Raw genomic sequence first — 20724 nt, 5'->3', positions numbered from 1 at the left:
TATTCTACCGACATCAGGGAGACACCATGCAAAACTCGCTTCTTAATACTCACGTTACGACGATTGATGGAGAGGTCACTACACTTGAAAAATACGCCGGAAAAGTGCTGCTCATTGTAAACGTCGCCTCCAGATGTGGCCTGACGCCGCAATATGAACAGTTGGAAAATATCCAGAAGGCGTGGGCAGATCAGGGGTTTGTCGTGTTGGGTTTTCCCTGCAACCAGTTTATGGGGCAGGAGCCAGGCAGCGAAGAGGAGATTAAAACCTATTGTGCCAGCACCTGGGGCGTCACGTTCCCGATGTTCAGTAAAATTGATGTGAATGGCGACGCGCGCCATCCGCTGTATCAAAAACTGATAGCCGCTGCGCCAACGGCAGTCGCGCCGGAGAAGAGCGGCTTTTACGAACGGATGGTAAGCAAAGGGCGTACGCCACTCTATCCGGATGATATTCTGTGGAATTTTGAAAAATTTTTGGTAGGCCGGGATGGTCAGGTGGTACAGCGTTTTTCGCCGGATATGACGCCTGAAGATCCTATTGTGATGGAAAGCATAAAAATCGCGTTGGCAAAATAATGTCTCAATTGATGCAATTAAAGGATGTCGCCGAGAGCACCCGCCTGGGGCCGCTTTCCGGCGAAGTAAGCGCAGGAGAGATCCTTCATCTTGTCGGGCCGAACGGTGCCGGGAAAAGCACGCTACTGGCGCGTATGGCGGGGTTAACCTCCGGCGAGGGGAGCATCAGGTTTGGCGGAGCGCCGCTGGAGGCATGGGCGACGGCAACGCTTGCCCAACACCGCGCTTATCTTGCGCAACAGCAAAATCCGCCGTTCGCCATGCCGGTCTGGCATTACCTGACATTGCATCAACCTGATAAAACGCGAACCGGGCAGCTTAACGAGGTGGCCGATATGCTTGGATTGGGCGACAAACTGGGGCGAAGCGTGAATCAGCTTTCCGGTGGCGAGTGGCAGCGTGTTCGCCTTGCTGCCGTTGTACTACAAATTCATCCCGACGCTAATCCGGTCGGTCAATTATTGCTGCTTGATGAGCCGATGAACAGTCTCGATGTTGCGCAACAAAACGCTCTGGATCGGGTATTACATCATTTATGTCAGGCAGGAATTGCGATTGTGATGAGTAGCCACGATCTGAACCACACGCTGCGCCATGCGCATAAAGCCTGGTTACTAAAGCGCGGTAAACTCATTGCCTGCGGCCGCCGGGAAGAGGTGCTCACCCCCTCTTATCTGGCGCAAGCCTACGGTCTGCGCTTTCGACGACTCGACGTCGAGGGGCATCCAATGCTCATTTCGGCCACTTAAGTAAAATCGTTTCTTGAAAAGCAGGTAATTTCGACGCTAAATTAATACCAAAATAAAAACAGAGGATTGTTGCGGCATGCGTTTTTGGCTTCTTGTTATCACAGCATTGTTCCTGGCAGGATGCAGTACTCATCGGGCACCGGCGCCAAATGCCAGATTATCAGACTCCATTACCGTCATTGCGGGTCTGAACGATCAGTTGCAGTCCTGGCGCGGTACGCCATACCGTTACGGCGGCATGAGTCGCAGAGGCGTGGACTGTTCCGGCTTTGTGGTAGTCACTATGCGCGACAAGTTTGATTTGCAGTTGCCTCGTGATACGCGTGAACAATCAAAAATCGGCACCAGAATCGATAAAGATGAATTGCTGCCCGGAGATTTGGTTTTCTTTAAAACCGGTTCGGGCGAAAGTGGTTTACATGTTGGTATTTACGATACAAATAATGAGTTTATTCATGCCTCTACCAGTCGTGGCGTGATGCGTTCATCGCTGGATAATGTGTACTGGCGAAAAAACTTCTGGCAGGCACGGCGAATTTAACCTCGCAGACGATATAAATTTTATAGTCTATTTTTAACATATCGCCGGTTGAACTTATGACATCTGTTGTCATCATATATAATGATATAACCGTAGCATTTACAAACGTACTTTTATTAAAAACGGGCGTGTTCACGCCCTGTTAAAAGTACAAGATTGAATATTGGTTTATAATCAGAGTAAGTTAAAAAAAGGAACCGGTTCACCGGTAAACAAGAAAAATGATGACGCTTCAATTAGTATCTGAAGTTACGTCTGTTTCCGTCCGTAGTGACTGGATGGCGAATAGCGCCCTAACCATGGGACTGGCGTAATGATTGCTTCACTTGATGAGCTTTACCATTCCGAACTCTTTTTCCTTCCCGTCATGGATGAAAACGCTCGGCTTGTTGGTTTAGAGATTATTGCAACGTTTGCCGCTGAAGACGGCGCCGTGCGGATGCCGACTGAGTTGGTAGCGCCTCGCCTTTCGGTGGAGGAACAATACTGTCTGTTTGTTGAAAAACTGGCGTTGTTAGAAACCTGTCAGCACTTTTTTATTCAGCATAAACTTATTGCATGGCTTAATTTACCGCCTGCAATTAGTGACTTATTATTATTAGATAGCGAACTTTTTTCCCGGGCAGCGCGCTTTCCGTTTCTTGAATTAGCTATAAATGAGAATTATCCTGGGTTAAACCAGGGCAAAAACAATGAAACGTTAGCTAATCTGGCAATGCATTTCCCATTAATGCTGGCAAATTTTGGGGCAGGCGAGGCGTCGACTAAAGCTATTTTCGATGGGCTTTTCAAACGAGTCATGTTGGATAAAAATTTTATTCAGCAGCGAGCTGAAATGATCTCATTCGAACCATTCATGCACGCTATCGTTGCCCAGATCTCCTCCAGCTGCGAGTCGCTGATGATTGCCGGTATTGATACTGAGGCGATGTTTGCGCGCGCAGCGCCATTGGGGTTTAGCGCATTCCAGGGCGGACTATGGCCTCCGGTGCCGGTAAGCCAGCTCATTAAACTCGTTCAGCGATAACCTTTCTGTTTGCCGGTGTTTAACCGGTAATTAACCGTCTACACTGAAGACAGGAGGCCCTATGACCCTGTCTTTTACTGCCCGTTGGCGCGATGAACTGCCAGCAATGTATACCGCGCTTTTACCCACACCGTTAAAAAATGCGCGACTGATTTGGTATAACGACAAACTGGCGCAGCAGTTAGCCATTCCCGCTTCGTTATTTGACGCTACCAATGGCGCTGGCGTTTGGGGCGGCGAAACCTTATTACCCGGTATGTCGCCTGTCGCGCAGGTATATAGCGGGCATCAGTTCGGCATCTGGGCGGGACAACTCGGCGACGGACGCGGTATTTTGCTGGGCGAACAGCTCCTGGCGGATGGCTCGACCCTCGACTGGCATCTGAAAGGCGCCGGATTAACACCCTATTCGCGAATGGGGGATGGACGCGCCGTCCTGCGTTCAACCATACGAGAAAGTCTTGCCAGCGAAGCCATGCATTATCTGGGTATTCCCACTACGCGCGCGTTATCTATCGTAGCCAGCGATACGCCGGTTCAGCGAGAGACGCAGGAAACGGGCGCGATGTTAATGCGTCTGGCGCAAAGTCATATGCGTTTTGGTCATTTCGAACATTTCTACTACCGCCGTGAGCCGGAAAAAGTTCAGCAACTGGCTGATTTCGCTATTCGTCATTACTGGCCGCAATGGCAGGATGTCCCGGAAAAATATGCTTTGTGGTTTGAAGAGGTGGCGGCGCGTACCGGAAGACTCATCGCCGAGTGGCAAACCGTCGGTTTTTCGCACGGCGTTATGAATACGGATAACATGTCGATTCTGGGGCTGACCATCGACTATGGTCCCTTTGGTTTTCTCGATGACTACGATCCCGGCTTCATTGGTAACCATTCCGATCATCAGGGACGTTACCGCTTCGATAATCAACCGTCGGTGGCGCTGTGGAATTTACAACGTCTGGCGCAGACGTTAACCCCTTTTATTGAGATCGACGCGTTAAACAGAGCGCTGGATCGCTACCAGGACGCGTTGTTAACGCACTATGGGCAGCGAATGCGCCAGAAGCTGGGCTTCTTTACCGAGCAAAAAGACGATAACGCTTTACTGAATGAATTGTTTAGTCTGATGGCGCGCGAAGGGAGTGACTATACCCGTACATTTCGGATGTTAAGCCATACGGAGCAACAGAGCGCTTCCTCGCCGTTGCGGGATACGTTTATCGATCGCGCGGCGTTCGATGCCTGGTTCGACCGCTACCGGGCGCGATTGCGCACAGAGGCGGTTGATGACGCGCTGCGCCAGCAGCAGATGCAACGCGTGAATCCTGCGGTTGTGTTGCGCAACTGGCTGGCGCAACGCGCGATAGATGCGGCTGAACAAGGAGACATGGCGGAACTGCATCGGTTACATGAAGTTTTACGTCAACCTTTTACCGATCGAGATGATGACTATGCCAGCCGACCGCCGGAGTGGGGAAAGCGGCTGGAGGTCAGTTGTTCAAGTTAGCCTGATGCCAGCAGCATCGTCTGCTGGCGCAGCGCTATTTGGTTAACAGTAGCTTCCCGGCCTGAGTTTTACGCAACAGATACTCCTGACCGTTGTGATCGATAATGACTTTGCCGTCCGGACCTAATAGCGCCTGACTGTTGACGCGCCGTTCAGCGGCAGGGAGAAGCGTTTCATTGTCTATTTCCTTAGGGTGAGGCAGCTCGGTGTTATCCATACGCGACATGTTATTTATTAATAATCAAACTCACAATGATTATTATTATCAATAATTAATGCGATAACAGCAAGTGCTAATTCTGTGGAGTGATATACGCGCGGGGAGAGAAAAGGGTGGGTAACGCATCGAAGAAACGCCCATCCCGGCAGGATGGGCGAGCTATTAAAAGCGGCTGTCTACCGCTGCGGCAAGTTTTTCCAACAAAACTTCCGTATCTTCCCAGTTCAGGCAGGGATCGGTAATAGACTGACCATAGATTAATGGTTGACCGCTGATAATTTTTTGCGTGCCTTCCCGTAAAAAACTCTCGGCCATAATCCCGGCAATTGCCGTGGAGCCATTACGAATCTGCTGGCAAATATCATCACATACCTCCAACTGGCGGCGATGCTGTTTTTGACAGTTGCCGTGGCTGAAGTCGACGACCAGATGCTCCGGCAGATCAAATTCATGCAACGTGTCGCAGGCGGCGGCAATATCTTCAGCGTGGTAGTTCGGTTTTTTACCGCCGCGCATGATGATGTGCCCATACGGGTTGCCACTCGTCTGGTAGATGGTCATCTGTCCGTCTTTATCCGGCGAGAGAAACATATGGCTGGCGCGGGAGGCGCGAATAGCGTCAACGGCAATGCGAGTATTGCCATCCGTACCATTTTTAAAGCCGACCGGACAAGAGAGCGCAGAAGCCATTTCCCGATGGATTTGGCTTTCGGTGGTACGCGCGCCAATCGCTCCCCAACTGATCAGATCGGCAATAAACTGGCCGGTGACCATATCAAGAAATTCTGTGGCGGTCGGTACTCCCAGTTCGTTCACCTGCAATAGCAAGCGACGCGCCAGTTCAAGCCCATAATTGACGCGGTAACTTCCATTCAAGTCGGGATCGGAAATCAGGCCTTTCCATCCCACAACGGTGCGCGGTTTTTCAAAATAGGTGCGCATGACGATTTCCAGACGCGCCTGATGCTTTTGGCGTTGTGCCTGGAGCTGCGTCGCGTATTCCATGGCAGCATTCAGATCGTGAATCGAACAGGGGCCAATGACGACCAGTAGCCGTGGATCTTCACCATTTAAAATCTTTTCTATCCGGCGTCGGGAGTCGGTAACATGACTGGCGACGGAGGACGATACAGGATACCGCTGCGCGAGTTCGGTCGGTGTTACCAGGCTGTCGATACGCGCAGTACGGAGTTCGTCGGTTCTGTTCATTACAAGTCTCAGAAATTTGTTGCTTCAACGGCAGGACTACCGGGAAGTGATGGGCATCACGATAAACCAATCCCTGCTGATTTCAAGTGCGAGGCGTGTCACACCTCGCAGGCAGAACGGCATGATAACAAAAACCAACCCATTAAACTAGTTTGCTAGTACATCCTGCGGTTAAGCCCCATAATGTCGAGAATCTTGGTGGCTATCTCTTCAACGGAATAATTGGTGCTGTTCAGGCAGGGGATCTGATTCTTACGATACAGCGCTTCAACCTCCGCCACTTCCATGCGGCACTGACGCAACGAGGCATAGCGACTGTTTTCACGGCGTTCTTCGCGAATTGCCGCCAGGCGTTCAGGGTCAATTGTCAGGCCGAACAGTTTATGTTGTAGCGGTTTTAACGATGTGGGCAGTGTCAAATTATCCATATCATCGGCGATGAAAGGGTAGTTAGCCGCACGAATACCGAATTGCATCGCCAGATAGAGGCTGGTGGGCGTTTTTCCACAGCGCGAAACGCCAAGTAAAATGACCTGGGCCTGATCGAGGTTGCGCAATGAAATGCCATCATCATGCGCCAGGGTATAATCGATAGCGGCAATACGGGCGTCATACTTGTTCAGGTTACCCGGATTAAGCCCATGAGTACGATGAGCGATCGGTGTCGGATCCAGTTTCATCTCCTGCTGAAGCGGCGCCACCAGCGCCTGGACGATATCCTGGCAGAAACCTTCGCTCTGTAAGATGATGGCGCGAATTTCAGGTAAAACAATCGAGTAAAACACCAGCGGGCGAACGCCGGTTTGCTGATAAATGGCGTCAATTTGGTCTTTGACGGCGCGGGCGCGACTTTCGTTTTCCACGAATGGCAGCGTGATGCTGCTGATCGTCACCGGAAACTGCGACATAACCGCGTGACCCAGGACCTCGGCGGTGATGGCGGTACCATCAGAAATATAGAAAACATGGCGATCAACAACATTATCCATTCTGTTCATCCTGAAGAGTAAACATAATTATCTGAAAGCATAAATTAAAAGTAACGGGAAACGTATAACTTGTCGCTTATTTTATAAAATGACAGGCGCTTTTTATAATTAATGAAAAGCATGTTTCATTTCCTGGAAACGCAGTTTATACCGGGGGTGATTAAGGGAATGCCGTGCTATGCGCGGGTTTGCGCAACTACGTAAACAATCTGAAAAAATGAAAAAATAAATTTGCTTGAACGATTCACCGTTTTTTTCGCGGGTTTAAGTATGCCAGGATAAATACGCAACTATGTGTTTCTTAAACTCGTTCATTTATCACAAAAGGATTGTTCGATGTCCAACAATGGCTCGTCACCGCTGGTGCTTTGGTATAACCAACTCGGCATGAATGATGTAGACAGAGTTGGGGGCAAAAATGCCTCCCTGGGTGAAATGATTACTAACCTTTCCGGCATGGGCGTATCCGTTCCGAATGGTTTTGCAACCACTGCCGATGCGTTTAACCAGTTTTTGGATCAAAGCGGCGTAAACCAGCGCATTTATGAGCTGCTGGATAAGACAGATATTGATGATGTCTCCCAGCTGGCGAAAGCGGGCGCGCAGATCCGCCAGTGGATTATCGACACTCCTTTCCAGCCGGCGCTGGAAAACGCCATCCGCGATGCCTATGCGCAGCTTTCGTCGGATGATGAAAATGCCTCTTTTGCCGTGCGTTCCTCCGCCACGGCGGAAGACATGCCAGATGCTTCGTTTGCGGGTCAACAGGAAACGTTTCTTAACGTTCAGGGCTTCGATGCGGTACTGGTGGCAGTGAAACACGTATTTGCTTCTCTGTTTAACGATCGCGCCATCTCTTATCGCGTTCACCAGGGATATGATCATCGCGGCGTAGCGCTTTCCGCTGGCGTGCAGCGGATGGTTCGCTCCGATCTCGCCTCGTCAGGGGTGATGTTCTCTATCGATACCGAATCCGGCTTTGACCAGGTGGTCTTTATCACCTCGGCATGGGGACTGGGTGAAATGGTGGTGCAGGGCGCGGTTAACCCGGATGAATTTTATGTCCATAAGCCAACCCTGGCGGCAGGCCGTCCGGCCATCGTACGCCGCACCATGGGGTCGAAAAAAATCCGCATGGTTTACGCCGCCACCCAGGAGCACGGTAAGCAAGTGAAGATTGAGGATGTGCCGCAGGAACAGCGCGACATTTTCTCGCTCACCAACGAAGAAGTGCAGGAACTGGCGAAACAAGCGGTGCAGATTGAGCAGCACTATGGTCGTCCGATGGATATCGAGTGGGCGAAAGACGGTCATACCGGTAAGCTCTTTATTGTGCAGGCACGTCCGGAAACCGTGCGCTCTCGTGGCCAGGTGATGGAGCGTTATACGCTACATGCGCAGGGGAAAATCATTGCCGAAGGTCGCGCCATTGGTCATCGTATCGGCGCAGGTACGGTGAAGGTAATTCACGATATCGGCGAAATGAACCGTATTGAGCCTGGCGATGTGCTTGTCACCGATATGACCGACCCGGACTGGGAACCGATCATGAAAAAAGCGGCGGCGATTGTCACTAACCGTGGCGGGCGCACCTGTCACGCGGCGATTATCGCCCGCGAATTGGGCATTCCGGCGGTAGTCGGCTGCGGCGACGCCACCGAACGCATGAAAGATGGCGAAAAAGTAACCGTCTCCTGCGCAGAAGGTGATACCGGTTATGTTTATGCCGACATGCTGGATTTCAGCGTAAAAAGCTCCAGCGTAGATACCATGCCAGAGCTACCGCTGAAGGTCATGATGAACGTCGGCAACCCGGACAGGGCATTTGACTTTGCCTGCCTGCCGAATGAAGGCGTAGGTCTGGCGCGACTGGAATTCATCATTAACCGTATGATTGGCGTTCACCCGCGCGCGCTGCTGGAGTTTGACGACCAGGATGCCGCGCTGCAAAACGACATTCGTGAGATGATGAAAGGGTTTGACTCGCCGCGTGAATTTTACGTTGGTCGACTGACGGAAGGGATCGCGACGTTAGGCGCCGCCTTCTACCCGAAACGCGTTATCGTTCGCCTGTCTGACTTTAAGTCCAACGAATACGCCAACCTGGTCGGCGGCGAACGCTATGAGCCGCATGAAGAAAACCCGATGCTGGGCTTCCGCGGCGCGGGTCGTTACGTCGCAGAAAGTTTCCGCGATTGTTTTGCGCTGGAATGCGAAGCGGTGAAACGCGTGCGCAACGATATGGGCCTTACCAACGTCGAAATCATGATCCCGTTCGTGCGGACGGTCGACCAGGCGAAAGCGGTCATCGAAGAGCTGGCGCGCCAGGGGCTTAAACGCGGCGAGAACGGGCTGAAGATCATCATGATGTGCGAGATCCCGTCCAATGCCTTGCTGGCTGAACAGTTCCTCGAGTATTTTGATGGATTCTCGATTGGTTCTAACGACATGACGCAGCTGGCGCTGGGTCTGGATCGCGATTCCGGCGTGGTGTCTGAACTGTTTGACGAGCGTAACGACGCGGTGAAAGCGCTGCTGTCTATGGCGATCCGCGCGGCGAAAAAACAGGGCAAATATGTTGGAATTTGTGGTCAGGGTCCGTCCGACCATGAAGACTTTGCCGCCTGGCTGATGGAAGAGGGGATCGACAGCCTGTCGCTGAACCCGGACACCGTGGTTCAGACCTGGCTGAGTCTGGCGGAACTGAAGAAGTAGTGTAATACCGGATGGCGGCGTTAACGTCGCCATCCGGCAATTTATACCGCAGTGTGCTCCTGGCGCAGCCGCTCAATAATATCCTGCCGCAACAGAAACTTCTGCACTTTGCCAGAGGCGGTTCTGGGCAGTTTTTCTACGATGACGATCCGTTCCGGATATTTATACTTCGCTACCCGTTTTCGACTGAAAAAAGCGATCACCTCTTCCAGCGTCAGCGAAAGGTGCGGCGGTTTTAAGACTACATACGCGCATGAACGTTCGCCTAAGCGTTCATCAGGCATAGCAACGACGCAAGCATCGTGTATGCGGGGGTGTTGCAATAAAATATCCTCCACCTCGCGACTGCTGATATTTTCACCTCCACGTATAATAATATCCTTTTTGCGCCCGGTAATTTTGATATAACCGTCTTCATCCATGCGGCAGAGGTCGCCGCTGTAATACCAGCCCTCATTATCCAGTGCGCGGGCGGTAAGTTCCGGCTCGTCCAGGTATCCCATAAAAACGTTCGGCCCGCGCGAGGCTTCTTCGCCTTCGTGGCCTGCTTGAAGCGTATTGCGATCTTCATCCACGATTTTAATTTCTACACCGGTGGCGGCATAACCATCGGTGTTCATCATGCGTGAAGTCGAATCACCCAGATTAACCATCGAGTGTGGAGAACTTTCTGTAGAACCGTAAATACTCAATAATTTGATACCGCGCTGCTGGCAGTCGCGGGCAACCTTTTTGGGAATAGTCGTGCCGCCGCATAAGAAGAATCGCAGTGAGGAGAGGTCGGCAGGCTGTTGCTCAACGGCACAAAGCAGATCGTAAATAAACGGCGTCGCGCCTGACATACAGGTACAGCGTTGCTGCGCTAATAAGGTAAGGCAGGCTTCTGGGGTAAAGATGTCCAGCAATACGCTACGCGCCCCGATTAAAAAGGGTGCGGTGACGCCGTGTAAAAATCCGGTGGCGTGGCCCAGTGGCGCAGGCATCAGGAACACATCTTGCCAGGTTAAATTCAACCGCGCGCAATACGCCCGTTCGCTGGCAAGAATATTATTGTGGGTCAACATCACCCCTTTCGGCATTCCTTCTGTGCCGGAGGTAAACAGCACTGCCGCCAGCTCATCACCGTGAATGTTAATGTCTGACTGCAACGGTTCGCTGCGGTCGATGATTTGACTAAGCGCAAGCGCTGTGGTGGCAGGCGCCAGTTTATCCACGCCGACAATATGCGTCAGATGGCGCAGTTGATTTTGTAGCGGAAGGATAAGATCGACCGGACGATTCTGTTTGAATACGGTGGGGGCGAAGAATATTTTAGCCTGACATTTGTTCAGCACCCAAACCAGCTCTGCTTCTCGCCAGGCGGGAAGTAGCGGGACAGATACCGCGCCCGTTTTCAGGCAGGCCAGATAAATGAGAGTAAACTCACACCAGCCCGGAAGCTGAAAGGCCACGCGATCGCCCGGTTGAATCCCCTGAGACAGTAACCAGTTTGCCAGGCGGCTTGCCGCGCAGTCGAGTGCGGCGTAGGTCCAGGACGCGCCATGATTATCGACCACGGCGATTTTATCGGGTACGGCGCGTGCGGTTTGCCGCCAGTAGTCGCCCAGTGAAGCATCGCCCCAGTAGCCGGACTCGCGATAGGTTTTCCGCCTTGCGGCGTCAAACGTTAATGTAACACTCATTGACTTGTTCTCTATTAATACAAATGACGTAATCTCCGGGGGCAAGCCGAATAAGACGCCGTAGCGTCGTTATCCGGTGTTTCAGAGCGTCAGCCGTAGCGAAACTCAACGCCGAACGTTCCCGCCGGGTATTCCCATTTTTCGAGAAGAGTATTGCCGCAGAGAACCCTGCAGGTCCCGCACTCCAGGCAGCCCGCGGAGTCAAAATGAATATTTCCCGCATCGTCCAGCTTATAGAGTCCGGCAGGGCAGGCTTTTATTAATTTATTAAACTCCTGCATGTCAGGCGAGGAGCGCAAAATGATATGTGGGTGTCCTTCATCTACGTAAAATTTATTTACGCCCAATTTGACGTCAACATTCACCTTATTGTCCGAACTCATAATGCCGTAGCCCCTTTTATGCCGTCTTTTAATAGATTCACCAGTCCAATTTTTTTCGCATGTGACAGGATAGTTTTACGCAACGGTGGGACTGGACCGCCATCAACGGTGAACAGATCGCCCACAATGTTTGCCGCCATTCGCGGGTACTCGGTAAAAAGCCGTGGGTTTTCCATTAATCCGGGGAGTTTGCGGAAATGCCGCATATCGCGTAACACGCCGTTTTTCTCCAGCGCGCGTTTGTAACCGGCAAGACTCGCGGCGGAAAAATCTTGCCGCGCTTTAGCGTCAATGGCGGTTTGAGCGGCCGCTTGCGCGGACGCGATGGCTAAATCCATGCCGCGGACGGTATAACCGAGATTCAGGCAAAGACCGGCGGCGTCGCCGACAATCATCACGCCGTCATTTGCCAGCTCCGGCATCATTGCTATGCCGCCTTCGGGCACCATATGAGCGGAGTATTCAAGCAGCGTTCCCCCCTGAATCAAAGGGCGTATTGCCGGATGCTGTTTAAAATCTTCCAGCATTTGCGGTACGCTTTTGGTCGCGTGAGCAATGTCGCCCAGGCCACATACCAGCCCCAGAGAAACCGAATCGCGGTTGGTATAAAGAAACCCGCCGCCCATGAGCCCGTTGGAGGGCTCGCCAGCGAATAACCAGGCGGCGCCTTCATGGGACGCCAGATTAAAGCGCTCTTCAATAAGTGCCGGAGAGAGCCCAATCAACTCTTTTACGCCGACGGCATAGTGATGCGCAGAAGAGGCAGGCACCATGTCCAGTGAACGGCCCAGCATGGAATTCACGCCGTCCGCGAGAATCACAATATTCGCATCAAGAATATCATCCCCGGCCTGAACGCCAGTGACGCGATTGCCTTCACGTACCAGAGCGTCGACCCGTACACCTGGGATAAACTGCGCGCCAGCCTGCTCCGCCTGCGCCATTAGCCACGGGTCCAGTTTGTTGCGCAGTACGGTATATGACGTAAGGGGCGGAGTAGGGGGCGCGCGGTGAAAATCAAGTGTGACGGCGCTTTCTTCGGTTAAAAAGGAGATTTTTTCACGGGTAACGACACGTTCGATGGGGGCGGACGTTGCGAATCCCGGCATAATACTTTCGATACTGTGAGCGTAGAGCCGGCCACCGGTCATATTTTTGCTGCCCGCGCTGTTTCCGCGTTCAATAACCAGTACATCCAGTCCCGCTTTTGCCATCACATACGCGGCGACCGTTCCTGCTACGCCTGCGCCCACCACAATAGCGTCAAATTTATCATCCGACATGCTTTATGCTCCTTTCCCGCCGTATCGACGACGGGAGATGTGCGTTGAAAAAGGAATTAGCGGCTTAACTGGTCGATGAGGGCAGGAACAACCTTATAGATATCGCCCACCAGACCATAATCGGCATAATTGAAAATGGGCGCGTTTTTATCTTTGTTAATTGCGACAATAATTTTTGCGCCGTTTCCACCCACCATATGTTGAATTTGGCCGGAAATGCCCAGCGTCAGATAGAGATCGGATTTCAACAGAACGCCGGATACGCCAATATAACGCTCGCGTTCCATCCAGTTTTCACCTTCCGCAATGGGGCGGGAACAGCCCACTTCTGCGCCGAGGACGGTCGCCAGTTTATGCACCATATCCAGATCGCTTTGCGCCGCCAGACCTCGTCCTACGCCGATGACCCGTTTGGCTTTGCTCAAATCGACGCTGCTTAACGATTTCACGCGCCGCTGCTGGCACAATACCTCGTGGCGTGGGGCAATATATGCCAGCGTGGTCTGCGGGCAAGTATGACCGGGGAGAGGGGCGGCGGGTTCCAGCACGCCGGGTGCCAGCGTAATAATCGCCTGCGGACTGTTTAATTTCTCTTTGCCGAAAGCAAGTCCGCCGTACATGCGATGCTCTGCGTGTAGCGTCCCGTCGAGGAGGTCAATAGACGTCGCGTCGTTCACCATCACGGCGTCAAGCTGGATGCTCAGCCGGGCGCCCAGCGCTTTACAGCGCTTGGTCGCCGCCATGAGCAGCAGCCCATTTTTGTCGCCTAATAACGAGGCCAGTGTTTCGGCATAGTTTTCCACGCGCTGCAAATCCGTATGCGATTCAAGAATGACTATCTCATCAGCGCCAAGCGCTTTCACGTAGTCGATCTCCGTGTTTCCTTGCACGATGGCGTAAACTTTTTCTCCCCACTGCCGCGCGCCGGTCATTAATTCAGCATAACGCTCTACGTTATCGCTAAATACCCATACGTTAGCTAAATGATTCATGATAATTTTTCTCCGTTGGGTTTAGTTCAGGGATTTTTTCAAATGGTCGGCCAGTGCGGTAATGGCTTCCGGCGAATCGTTATCGAGAATGATATGCTTGCGTTCTGTCTGCGGCGGTACCGAGATGGCGACCAGTTCCGCCATTGGCGTGGTTGGGGTCCAGTGGATATCGCTCGCCAGCCACGACGTAACGGCTTTTTTCCCGGCGCCGAGAATGGCTTTCATTGACGGGATGCGTGGAACGTTAATATCTGAGGTCACGCAAAGCACCGCGGGCAGGGTGAGCTCGATAATTTCAACGTCTTCTTCCAGTGTGCGTTCAACGATGATTTTGTCGCCGTCGCGTTGAATATGGCTTACTGCGTTGATGACGGGGAGTTTCAGGAGTTCGCCAGTCAGCAGGCCCACCTGTTGGGCATAAATATCGCCGGAGCCCTCTCCAAAGAGCAGCAGGTCAAAGCCGATTTTCTCCGCCGCGGATGCTAGCGCCAGCGCGGTTTCTTTGGGCAGGGCGTGCTCCAGCTGCGCATCCTGAACCATAAAAAGCGCATCTGGCCCGCGGGATAACACATCTTTGCGGACTTTTGAATTTTGTAACAGAGAGCCGCCGACGGTGAGCGCGGCGATCTCGTCGCCATCGCCAGCTAACTGCGCGGCGGCCTCAATTGCATTTAAATCAAACTGGCTGATTTTGGCCTCGGCACGATCAAAATTGAGCGAATGCTCCGGGGTCACGGTAATGTCCTGTTCTTCAGGCACCAACTTAAAGCAGGTTATTATTTTCATTGCATCTCCAGTGAGTCGCGTGCGGATAAGTAACGTAAATCTGACTAAAAATAGTCTGCGGCAGTCTGAAGAGGTTTTCGATGGGTCAATCTGTTTTCCTTGCCAACAATCTTGCACGAAAAATCTGCGAACAGAGAATCGTTAGCAACCATCTGAAAAGGGCGTCATAAAAATATAAATACGGTAGTGAGAATAATAAGTGCGAAGCATATCATCATTTTTTAACATGAAACGTGCGATGTTGTTTCTGTGAGGTTAAAAGAAAACATCAAAGATATGTCGGCTATGTATTTTTGTCTGATAATACGCTATCGACAGGTAATCTGAGCTGTCTGCAAAAGAACATAATATCTTGCATTCGGAACGAATAATCTTGTTTTGCTGGTAATCTCCACGGTTGTACAACACTGACGCTCGCTTTATTTTATCCTGGTTATCTTTTTAAACCTGACAGAGGTTATTATGTATCAGCGCTGTTTTGACTCCGCCGCGGAGACGATTTTTGAACAGGACAAGACCCCTCGATTTTCACGTTTTGTCATTAGCGATGATCCAAACTGGGAGTCTGGCCATCATATGCATGATAATGAAACAGAGCTTATTTACGTCAAAAAAGGGATAGCCAGGTTAATTATTGACTCTTCACTCTACGTCGCGCATGCGGACGATATTGTCGTCGTTGAGCGGGGGCGGCTACACGCTGTAGCATCCGACAGCAATTCGCCGGCTACCACCTATACCTGTGCGCTGTATGGGTTTTGTTTTCCAGGTTGGGAAGAAAACCAACTATTGCAGAGTCATTCCTGTCCGGTGGTTTCCGTGGTTCAGGGAAAAGAGGTCATTAAAAGTATCTTTAATGAATTAAGCGTGTTACTTCCGCAGGGGAAAAACGTATTGGCTTCCTCTGTATACGATGCATTTGCTTACACTCTGACCGCACTTTACTATGAAAATTTTAAAAATGCCTATCGTTCTGAACAAGGCTACATTAAAAAAGATGTATTAATTAAGGATGTGCTTGTTTATCTCAATAATAATTATCGTGAAAAAATCACGCTTGACCAGCTATCGAAAAAATTTCGCGCCAGCGTCAGTTATATATGCCATGAATTTGCCAAAGAATATCATATATCCCCTATCAACTATGTTATTCAACGACGTATGACCGAGGCCAAGTTTGCGCTGACAAACACTGAGTCGCCACTGGCAGAAATTTCATGGCGGGTAGGATATGAAAATGTGGACCATTTTGCCAAATTGTTTATGCGGCATGTAGGATGTTCTCCCAACGATTATCGTAAGCAATTTAAAAATAGTCTGGTTGAGCAGGCGTATTTGCTGCCAAATACCTGACGGCGAAATATATCTGATTTATTCGGCCTGATGCCGTAAAGCAGTCAGGCCGAATAAGACGTTCCGGTACGATCCTTACTTGTTCTGATAGTCTTTCAGAATCTGGCGTCCTGCCACATAGATCATAATTTCATCCGTGCCGCCACCGATACGTTCGCAGCGAACATCGCGCCAGAAGCGGGAGACACGGGCTTCGTCAGTATAACCAAGCCCACCCATAATCTGAATCGCATCGTCAATCACTTCCATCGCTGTGCGTGCGCAGTACAGCTTAGCCAGTGCGGCGCTGGTACGCAGTGACTCTTCCCGATCGGCCTGCCAGGCGACTTTCAACACCATATTGCGCATGTTTTCGATTTTGATGGCCATTAACGCCAGCTTTTCCTGGATCATCTGGTTATGGCCGATGGGTTTACCAAAGGCGATACGCTGGTTGGCGTAACGGGCGGCATCTTCAAATGCGCATTCGGCGAAACCTGTACTGCGCGCCGCATTAATCAAACGCTCCATCTCAAAATTGTACATGACATTGAGGAAACCCATGCCTTCTTCACCGACCCGGTCGCTTTCGTCCACCTCGACATTATCGAGATAAACTTCGCATGTACTCAACATGTGCCAGCCAATTTTGTGCAGCGGATTAATCTTTATGCCCGGTTTATTTGAGTCCACCCACCAAAGCGTGAACGCTTTTTTAGGATCTTTTGGCTCCGTATCGCGCGCCAGAACCAGCATGTAAGGATATTCTTTTGCACCGGTGATAAATGTTTTTTGGCCGTTAAGATAAACCTTGCCGTTTTTACGCGTCCAGGTTGTTGTGGCGCTATTATTATCAGAGCCCGCGCCAGGTTCTGTTAAGGCTAGCGCATATGCTGGATCGCCGGTGGCCAGAGTACTTTCTGCTGTTTTACGCAGTTGTTCTGCGGAACCAAAACGGCGCATACTGTGAATGCATTGGCCGTTGGTAATCAAAAAGGCCGGAGCACCGCATTTTGAGATTTCCATCAGCGCCAGCATTTGCGTTACATAGTCAGCCGGAATGCCGCCGAATTCTTCCGGGACGCCCAGCATCGAAATACCGTTTTCCGCCAGCGCCTGCATAAATTCTCTGGGATAGGTGCCCGTTTGATCGCAGGTACGGAAATACTCTTCCGGAAAATTGCTGGTGATTAACTCGCGAATACTGGCCAGTAATAGTTCTTGTTCTTCAGTTAATGAAAAATCCATATTTGTACTCCTTTTAATGTGTTGCGTCAGGAAGCGTGAATCCCATAGTGCTATCGGTAAATAATCTTGTGTCCATCAGTTTTAAATCTGGTGAGATAACCGGTGAAAAATCCATCTTGTCAAGAATATCCCGCTGCAGATCGACGCCAGGCGCAATTTCAATTAAATGCAGGCCATCTTGTTTGAGAGTGAAAACCGCACGTTCAGTGATGTAACGCACGTCTAACCCGCGCTCAAGCGCAATTTTTCCACTGAACGTAATTTCCGGCAGTTCGCTGACGAATTTTTTCACGCGACCTTCTTGCAGAATATTTAATTTGCCATCGGTAATTTCAGTTTTTAAACTTCCGGCCGTCAGAGTTCCGCAGAAAATAATTTTTTGCGACGTTGCGCTAATATCGATAAACCCGCCGGTGCCCATAATTTTGCCGTTGAATTTATGTACACCGACATTACCGTGTTGATCCACTTCGGCAAAACTTAAATAGCAGACATCGAGCCCACCGCCGTGATAAAAATCAAATTGTGAGGTCATATCGAGGATCGCGCGGGTATTGACATTGGCGCCGAAGGCCACGCCCTGAGAGGTAATACCGCCCACCGGGCCGGTTTCTACGGTCAGCACGAAGTCATCGGCGCAGCCTTCCTCGCGAGCGACCAGACCAATACCGTCGGCAATGCCTACGCCCACATTGCCTACCGCGCCTTTACGCATTTCAAACAGCGCGCGTCGGGCTACCAGCTTGCGCTGATTAAGGGGCAGGGTAAGCTGGGTACTATCATCAAGAGTAAAATCCCCGGAGATAAATCGGTTCACCGGCGCGCCGCCATAGAGTTGCGTCTGGTCGGCGTCGACAACCACAATATCCACCAGATAGCCGGGAATACGCACGGATTTTGGATGCAGCGTGGCTTTTTTTACCATTTTCTGCACCTGCATCATTACAATACCGCCATTATTGTGAACGGCCTGGGCGATCACCAGCGCATCAAGATACATCACCTCATCTTCAAATGATGCATAGCCTTCGCTGTCGCAGGTGGTGGCGCGGATAAAAGCCACATTAGGCGCTATCGCTTTATAATAGAGATATTCTTTATTATCGATCTCTACCAGCTTAATGAGATCTTCTTTAGTCACGTCGTTTAATTTTCCGCCCTGTTGGCGAGGGTCGACAAAGGTACCAATACCGATATCGCTCAGAATACCCGGCTGGTGTGCGGCGCTGGCGCGCAGCGTCTGGGTTAATACGCCTTGTGGGTAGTTATAGGCGGCGATTTTATTTTGTTCAGCCAGTTCAGAAATACGGGGAGATTGCCCCCAATGTCCGCATAGCGCCCATTTTACCAATCCCTCCTGCGCCAGCGGGCTGATGCCGCGATCGGCGCGGTCACCTAATCCAGTAGGGCTAATAATAGATAAATCTCGTGGTGACTGGGTTGCTTGATATTTATCTGCCAGTGCGGTAATTAATGTTGTCGCTTCGAGAATACCGCCGCCTGCGCCCAGAATACATAAAGTGGCCTCATCTGGAATATAATTTACTGCTTCTTGTGCAGAGAGCACGGGAACGCGGCCATTAATGCGTGATGGCTTATTGATTTTCATATTTACTCCACTATTATCCCTGAAAGCAATATCGATATAACCGTGTTAAGGTAATAAAGACAGCGGCTTTCAATGAATATGGAACATATTCATATCAGATAACTATTTATTTTATTGTGGCAGAAAGAGAATATTCCGCCACACGATAAAGTATTACGCCTGGTGCAATATAGTTAATACGGTACGCAGATCGGCTACCGATATTTGTCCCGGCGCAGATGCTTTTTTCACCGCGCCAAACGTTGCTGCAGAACCGAATACTTCGCCGGCAAGACGAGATATTACCCCGGTTTTCGACATCGACATGGTAATAATCGGACGATCCGCATAGCGCTCCTGCATTTCTACAGTGGCGGTAAGTAAGGTCAGGACATCGGCTTTAGTCTGTGGCATGACGGCGATCTTCGGAATATCAGCGCCCAGTTCCTGCATTTTACGCAGACGCTGAACAATCTCTTCCGCTGCGGGCGTTTTATGAAAATCATGGTTAGACATGATCACCGCAACGTTGTGTTGATGAGCATAGTCGACGGTGGCTTTCACCTCATCGTCGCCGGTAAAAAGCTCAAGATCGATCATATCGACCAGACCGCTGTCAACCGCTGCACGATTCAGAGCGATATACTGTCCGGTGGTTAGCGCCTGTTCGCCGCCTTCTTTCGCGCTGCGGAAGGTAAATAGCAAGGGTTTATCGGTAATAATCTCCCGGATGGCACCGGCGGCCTCAAGTACGCTTTCTGCCGTCGTCACGTTGGCAAAATGGTCAACGCGCCACTCCAGAATATCGAAATCCGCTTCACGGTAGGCGAGTGCTTCCGATTTCACATCGGTAATGGTTTTTCCCATTAGCGACACAATGATCTTTGGCGCGCCTTCGCCAACCACGAGATCTCTTACAGTTACGGTTTTCATTTGGTACCCTTCATTGTCATTCGTCGCAATTATAATTTTACCGGTCAGGCTGTGAATCCCATCACCTGCTTCACATAGTCCAATGGAAATGCTTTTCCTGTCCACAGTTCAAACTGTTCGGCTCCTTGCCATAACAACATGCCGTAACCATCAATTGTTTTGCAACCAGCTTGTTGCGCCTGCTGCAATAACTTTGTCATATGCGGATTATAAACACATTCGGTGACCAGCAATTCAGGCCGGAGCAGGGAAACATCGCCGATCAGGGATTCGTTCTCCAATGGTTTCATGCCAACTTTGGTACCGTTCGTCAGAATATCTGCGCTGGCAAGCGCTTCAGTAAAAGCGTGCTGATCGGCAAGATCGGTGACGGTAACGACGCAATCGGTGTTTTCATTCACCCGCTTCGCAAAGGCAACCGCTTTTTCGAAAAAGTCATCTTTACGGTTAAACAGTTTAATTTCCTTAATGCCTTCAATGGCTGCCTGGGCGCCAATGGCGGTAGCCGCGCCTCCCGCGCCGAGCAGCACCATGGTTTTTCCCCGAATATCGAAACCGCTTTCTTTAATTGCCCGAATATGGCCCGTACCATCCGTGTTGTAGCCGCGTAGATAGCCGTCATCGTTAACAATGGTGTTGATAGCGCCAACCAGTTTTGCTGCTGGCGTTAATTCATCGACATACTCACACGCGAGCTGTTTGTTTGGCATGGAGACGCCCGTACCGCGCATTTTTAATGCTTTCAGTCCTTCAATGGCGCTGGCAAACGTCGTGTTATCCACTTCGAAAGCCATATAGGTATACGGTAGCCCCGCTTTTTCTAACGCTTTGTTTTGCATTTCGGGCGATAAGCTATGACGGATAGGATACGCCATAAGACCAATTAATTCATATTTTGCGGTAACATCCATTTTATACTCCTTAATAAGTGGACAGTGCAGAGCAGGGCGCATGCCTGTTGCGCA

Annotated in this window: 19 protein-coding genes; 7 read left to right on the top strand and 12 right to left on the bottom strand. The window is 50.8% G+C overall.

Annotated elements, in window-relative coordinates; translation table 11 throughout:
- Positions 1-26 precede the first annotated feature (26 nt).
- The 5 genes from NA986_RS05230 (at position 27) to selO (ending at position 4399) form a co-directional block, all read left to right on the top strand.
- On the top strand, positions 27-578 hold the full coding sequence (locus NA986_RS05230; RefSeq protein WP_001181565.1) for a glutathione peroxidase: 552 nt from the start codon (positions 27-29) through the stop codon (positions 576-578).
- Positions 578-1327, top strand: a complete 750-nt coding sequence (gene btuD, locus NA986_RS05225; protein WP_000080607.1) for a vitamin B12 ABC transporter ATP-binding protein BtuD — start codon at positions 578-580, stop codon at positions 1325-1327. The genes NA986_RS05230 and btuD overlap by 1 nt, the downstream gene beginning before the upstream one ends.
- Before the next feature lie 76 nt (positions 1328-1403).
- Positions 1404-1868: a C40 family peptidase gene (locus NA986_RS05220; RefSeq protein WP_001213256.1), complete on the top strand. Its 465-nt coding sequence runs from the start codon at positions 1404-1406 to the stop codon at positions 1866-1868.
- A 313-nt stretch (positions 1869-2181) separates the two neighbouring features.
- The gene (ydiV, locus tag NA986_RS05215) at positions 2182-2895 is read left to right on the top strand and encodes an anti-FlhDC factor YdiV (protein WP_000562005.1); all 714 of its coding nucleotides are present in this window, start codon (positions 2182-2184) and stop codon (positions 2893-2895) included.
- 61 nt (positions 2896-2956) lie between these two features.
- Positions 2957-4399, top strand: coding sequence for a protein adenylyltransferase SelO (selO, locus tag NA986_RS05210; protein WP_023216950.1), 1443 nt, complete (start codon positions 2957-2959; stop codon positions 4397-4399).
- 34 nt (positions 4400-4433) lie between these two features.
- On the opposite strand, the gene hemP is transcribed toward selO, so the two are convergent.
- The 3 genes from hemP to ppsR form a co-directional block, all read right to left on the bottom strand.
- Positions 4434-4625: a hemin uptake protein HemP gene (hemP, locus tag NA986_RS05205; RefSeq protein WP_000089115.1), complete on the bottom strand. Its 192-nt coding sequence runs from the start codon at positions 4623-4625 to the stop codon at positions 4434-4436.
- A 156-nt stretch (positions 4626-4781) separates the two neighbouring features.
- On the bottom strand, positions 4782-5828 hold the full coding sequence (gene aroH, locus NA986_RS05200) for a 3-deoxy-7-phosphoheptulonate synthase AroH (RefSeq protein ID WP_001082196.1): 1047 nt from the start codon (positions 5826-5828) through the stop codon (positions 4782-4784).
- A 155-nt stretch (positions 5829-5983) separates the two neighbouring features.
- Positions 5984-6817 carry a posphoenolpyruvate synthetase regulatory kinase/phosphorylase PpsR gene (ppsR, locus tag NA986_RS05195; RefSeq protein WP_000370992.1) on the bottom strand — a complete coding sequence of 278 codons (834 nt, stop codon included), beginning with the start codon at positions 6815-6817 and terminating at the stop codon, positions 5984-5986.
- 336 nt (positions 6818-7153) lie between these two features.
- On the opposite strand from ppsR, the gene ppsA reads away from it, so the two are divergent.
- Positions 7154-9532, top strand: coding sequence for a phosphoenolpyruvate synthase (gene ppsA / locus NA986_RS05190; RefSeq protein ID WP_000069333.1), 2379 nt, complete (start codon positions 7154-7156; stop codon positions 9530-9532).
- Positions 9533-9573: 41 nt separating this feature from the next.
- Here the strand turns inward: ppsA and fadK are convergent, their stop codons facing one another.
- The 5 genes from fadK to NA986_RS05165 all read right to left on the bottom strand — a co-directional run bounded on the left by fadK (position 9574) and on the right by NA986_RS05165 (position 14658).
- Complete coding sequence (fadK, locus tag NA986_RS05185; protein ID WP_070793854.1) at positions 9574-11214, bottom strand: medium-chain fatty-acid--CoA ligase; 1641 nt, start codon at positions 11212-11214, stop codon at positions 9574-9576.
- 89 nt (positions 11215-11303) lie between these two features.
- Positions 11304-11597 carry a ferredoxin family protein gene (locus tag NA986_RS05180; RefSeq protein WP_000093362.1) on the bottom strand — a complete coding sequence of 98 codons (294 nt, stop codon included), beginning with the start codon at positions 11595-11597 and terminating at the stop codon, positions 11304-11306.
- Positions 11594-12880, bottom strand: coding sequence for an FAD-dependent oxidoreductase (locus NA986_RS05175; RefSeq protein WP_023216949.1), 1287 nt, complete (start codon positions 12878-12880; stop codon positions 11594-11596). The genes NA986_RS05180 and NA986_RS05175 overlap by 4 nt, the downstream gene beginning before the upstream one ends.
- Before the next feature lie 56 nt (positions 12881-12936).
- Positions 12937-13872 (bottom strand): electron transfer flavoprotein subunit alpha, encoded by a 936-nt coding sequence (locus NA986_RS05170; protein WP_023216948.1) that lies wholly within the window; start codon positions 13870-13872, stop codon positions 12937-12939.
- 21 nt (positions 13873-13893) lie between these two features.
- Positions 13894-14658 carry an electron transfer flavoprotein gene (locus tag NA986_RS05165; RefSeq protein WP_000692096.1) on the bottom strand — a complete coding sequence of 255 codons (765 nt, stop codon included), beginning with the start codon at positions 14656-14658 and terminating at the stop codon, positions 13894-13896.
- 462 nt (positions 14659-15120) lie between these two features.
- Between NA986_RS05165 and NA986_RS05160 the strand changes: the two genes are divergently transcribed.
- Complete coding sequence (locus tag NA986_RS05160; protein ID WP_000284832.1) at positions 15121-16011, top strand: AraC family transcriptional regulator; 891 nt, start codon at positions 15121-15123, stop codon at positions 16009-16011.
- 75 nt (positions 16012-16086) lie between these two features.
- Here NA986_RS05160 and NA986_RS05155 read toward each other — a convergent pair whose 3' ends face one another.
- The 4 genes from NA986_RS05155 to ydiB all read right to left on the bottom strand — a co-directional run bounded on the left by NA986_RS05155 (position 16087) and on the right by ydiB (position 20670).
- Positions 16087-17238, bottom strand: a complete 1152-nt coding sequence (locus NA986_RS05155; RefSeq protein ID WP_000347824.1) for an acyl-CoA dehydrogenase — start codon at positions 17236-17238, stop codon at positions 16087-16089.
- 13 nt (positions 17239-17251) lie between these two features.
- On the bottom strand, positions 17252-18847 hold the full coding sequence (locus NA986_RS05150) for an acyl CoA:acetate/3-ketoacid CoA transferase (RefSeq protein WP_001523893.1): 1596 nt from the start codon (positions 18845-18847) through the stop codon (positions 17252-17254).
- A 153-nt stretch (positions 18848-19000) separates the two neighbouring features.
- Positions 19001-19759, bottom strand: coding sequence for a type I 3-dehydroquinate dehydratase (gene aroD, locus NA986_RS05145; RefSeq protein ID WP_023215896.1), 759 nt, complete (start codon positions 19757-19759; stop codon positions 19001-19003).
- A 44-nt stretch (positions 19760-19803) separates the two neighbouring features.
- Positions 19804-20670 (bottom strand): quinate/shikimate dehydrogenase, encoded by an 867-nt coding sequence (ydiB, locus tag NA986_RS05140; protein WP_000383488.1) that lies wholly within the window; start codon positions 20668-20670, stop codon positions 19804-19806.
- Positions 20671-20724: the final 54 nt, after the last annotated feature.

It is taken from the genome of Salmonella sp. NW177 (assembly GCF_051811585.1).
Classification (GTDB): Bacteria; Pseudomonadota; Gammaproteobacteria; order Enterobacterales; family Enterobacteriaceae; genus Salmonella; species Salmonella enterica.
This window is presented reverse-complemented; position numbering and strand designations above follow the sequence as displayed.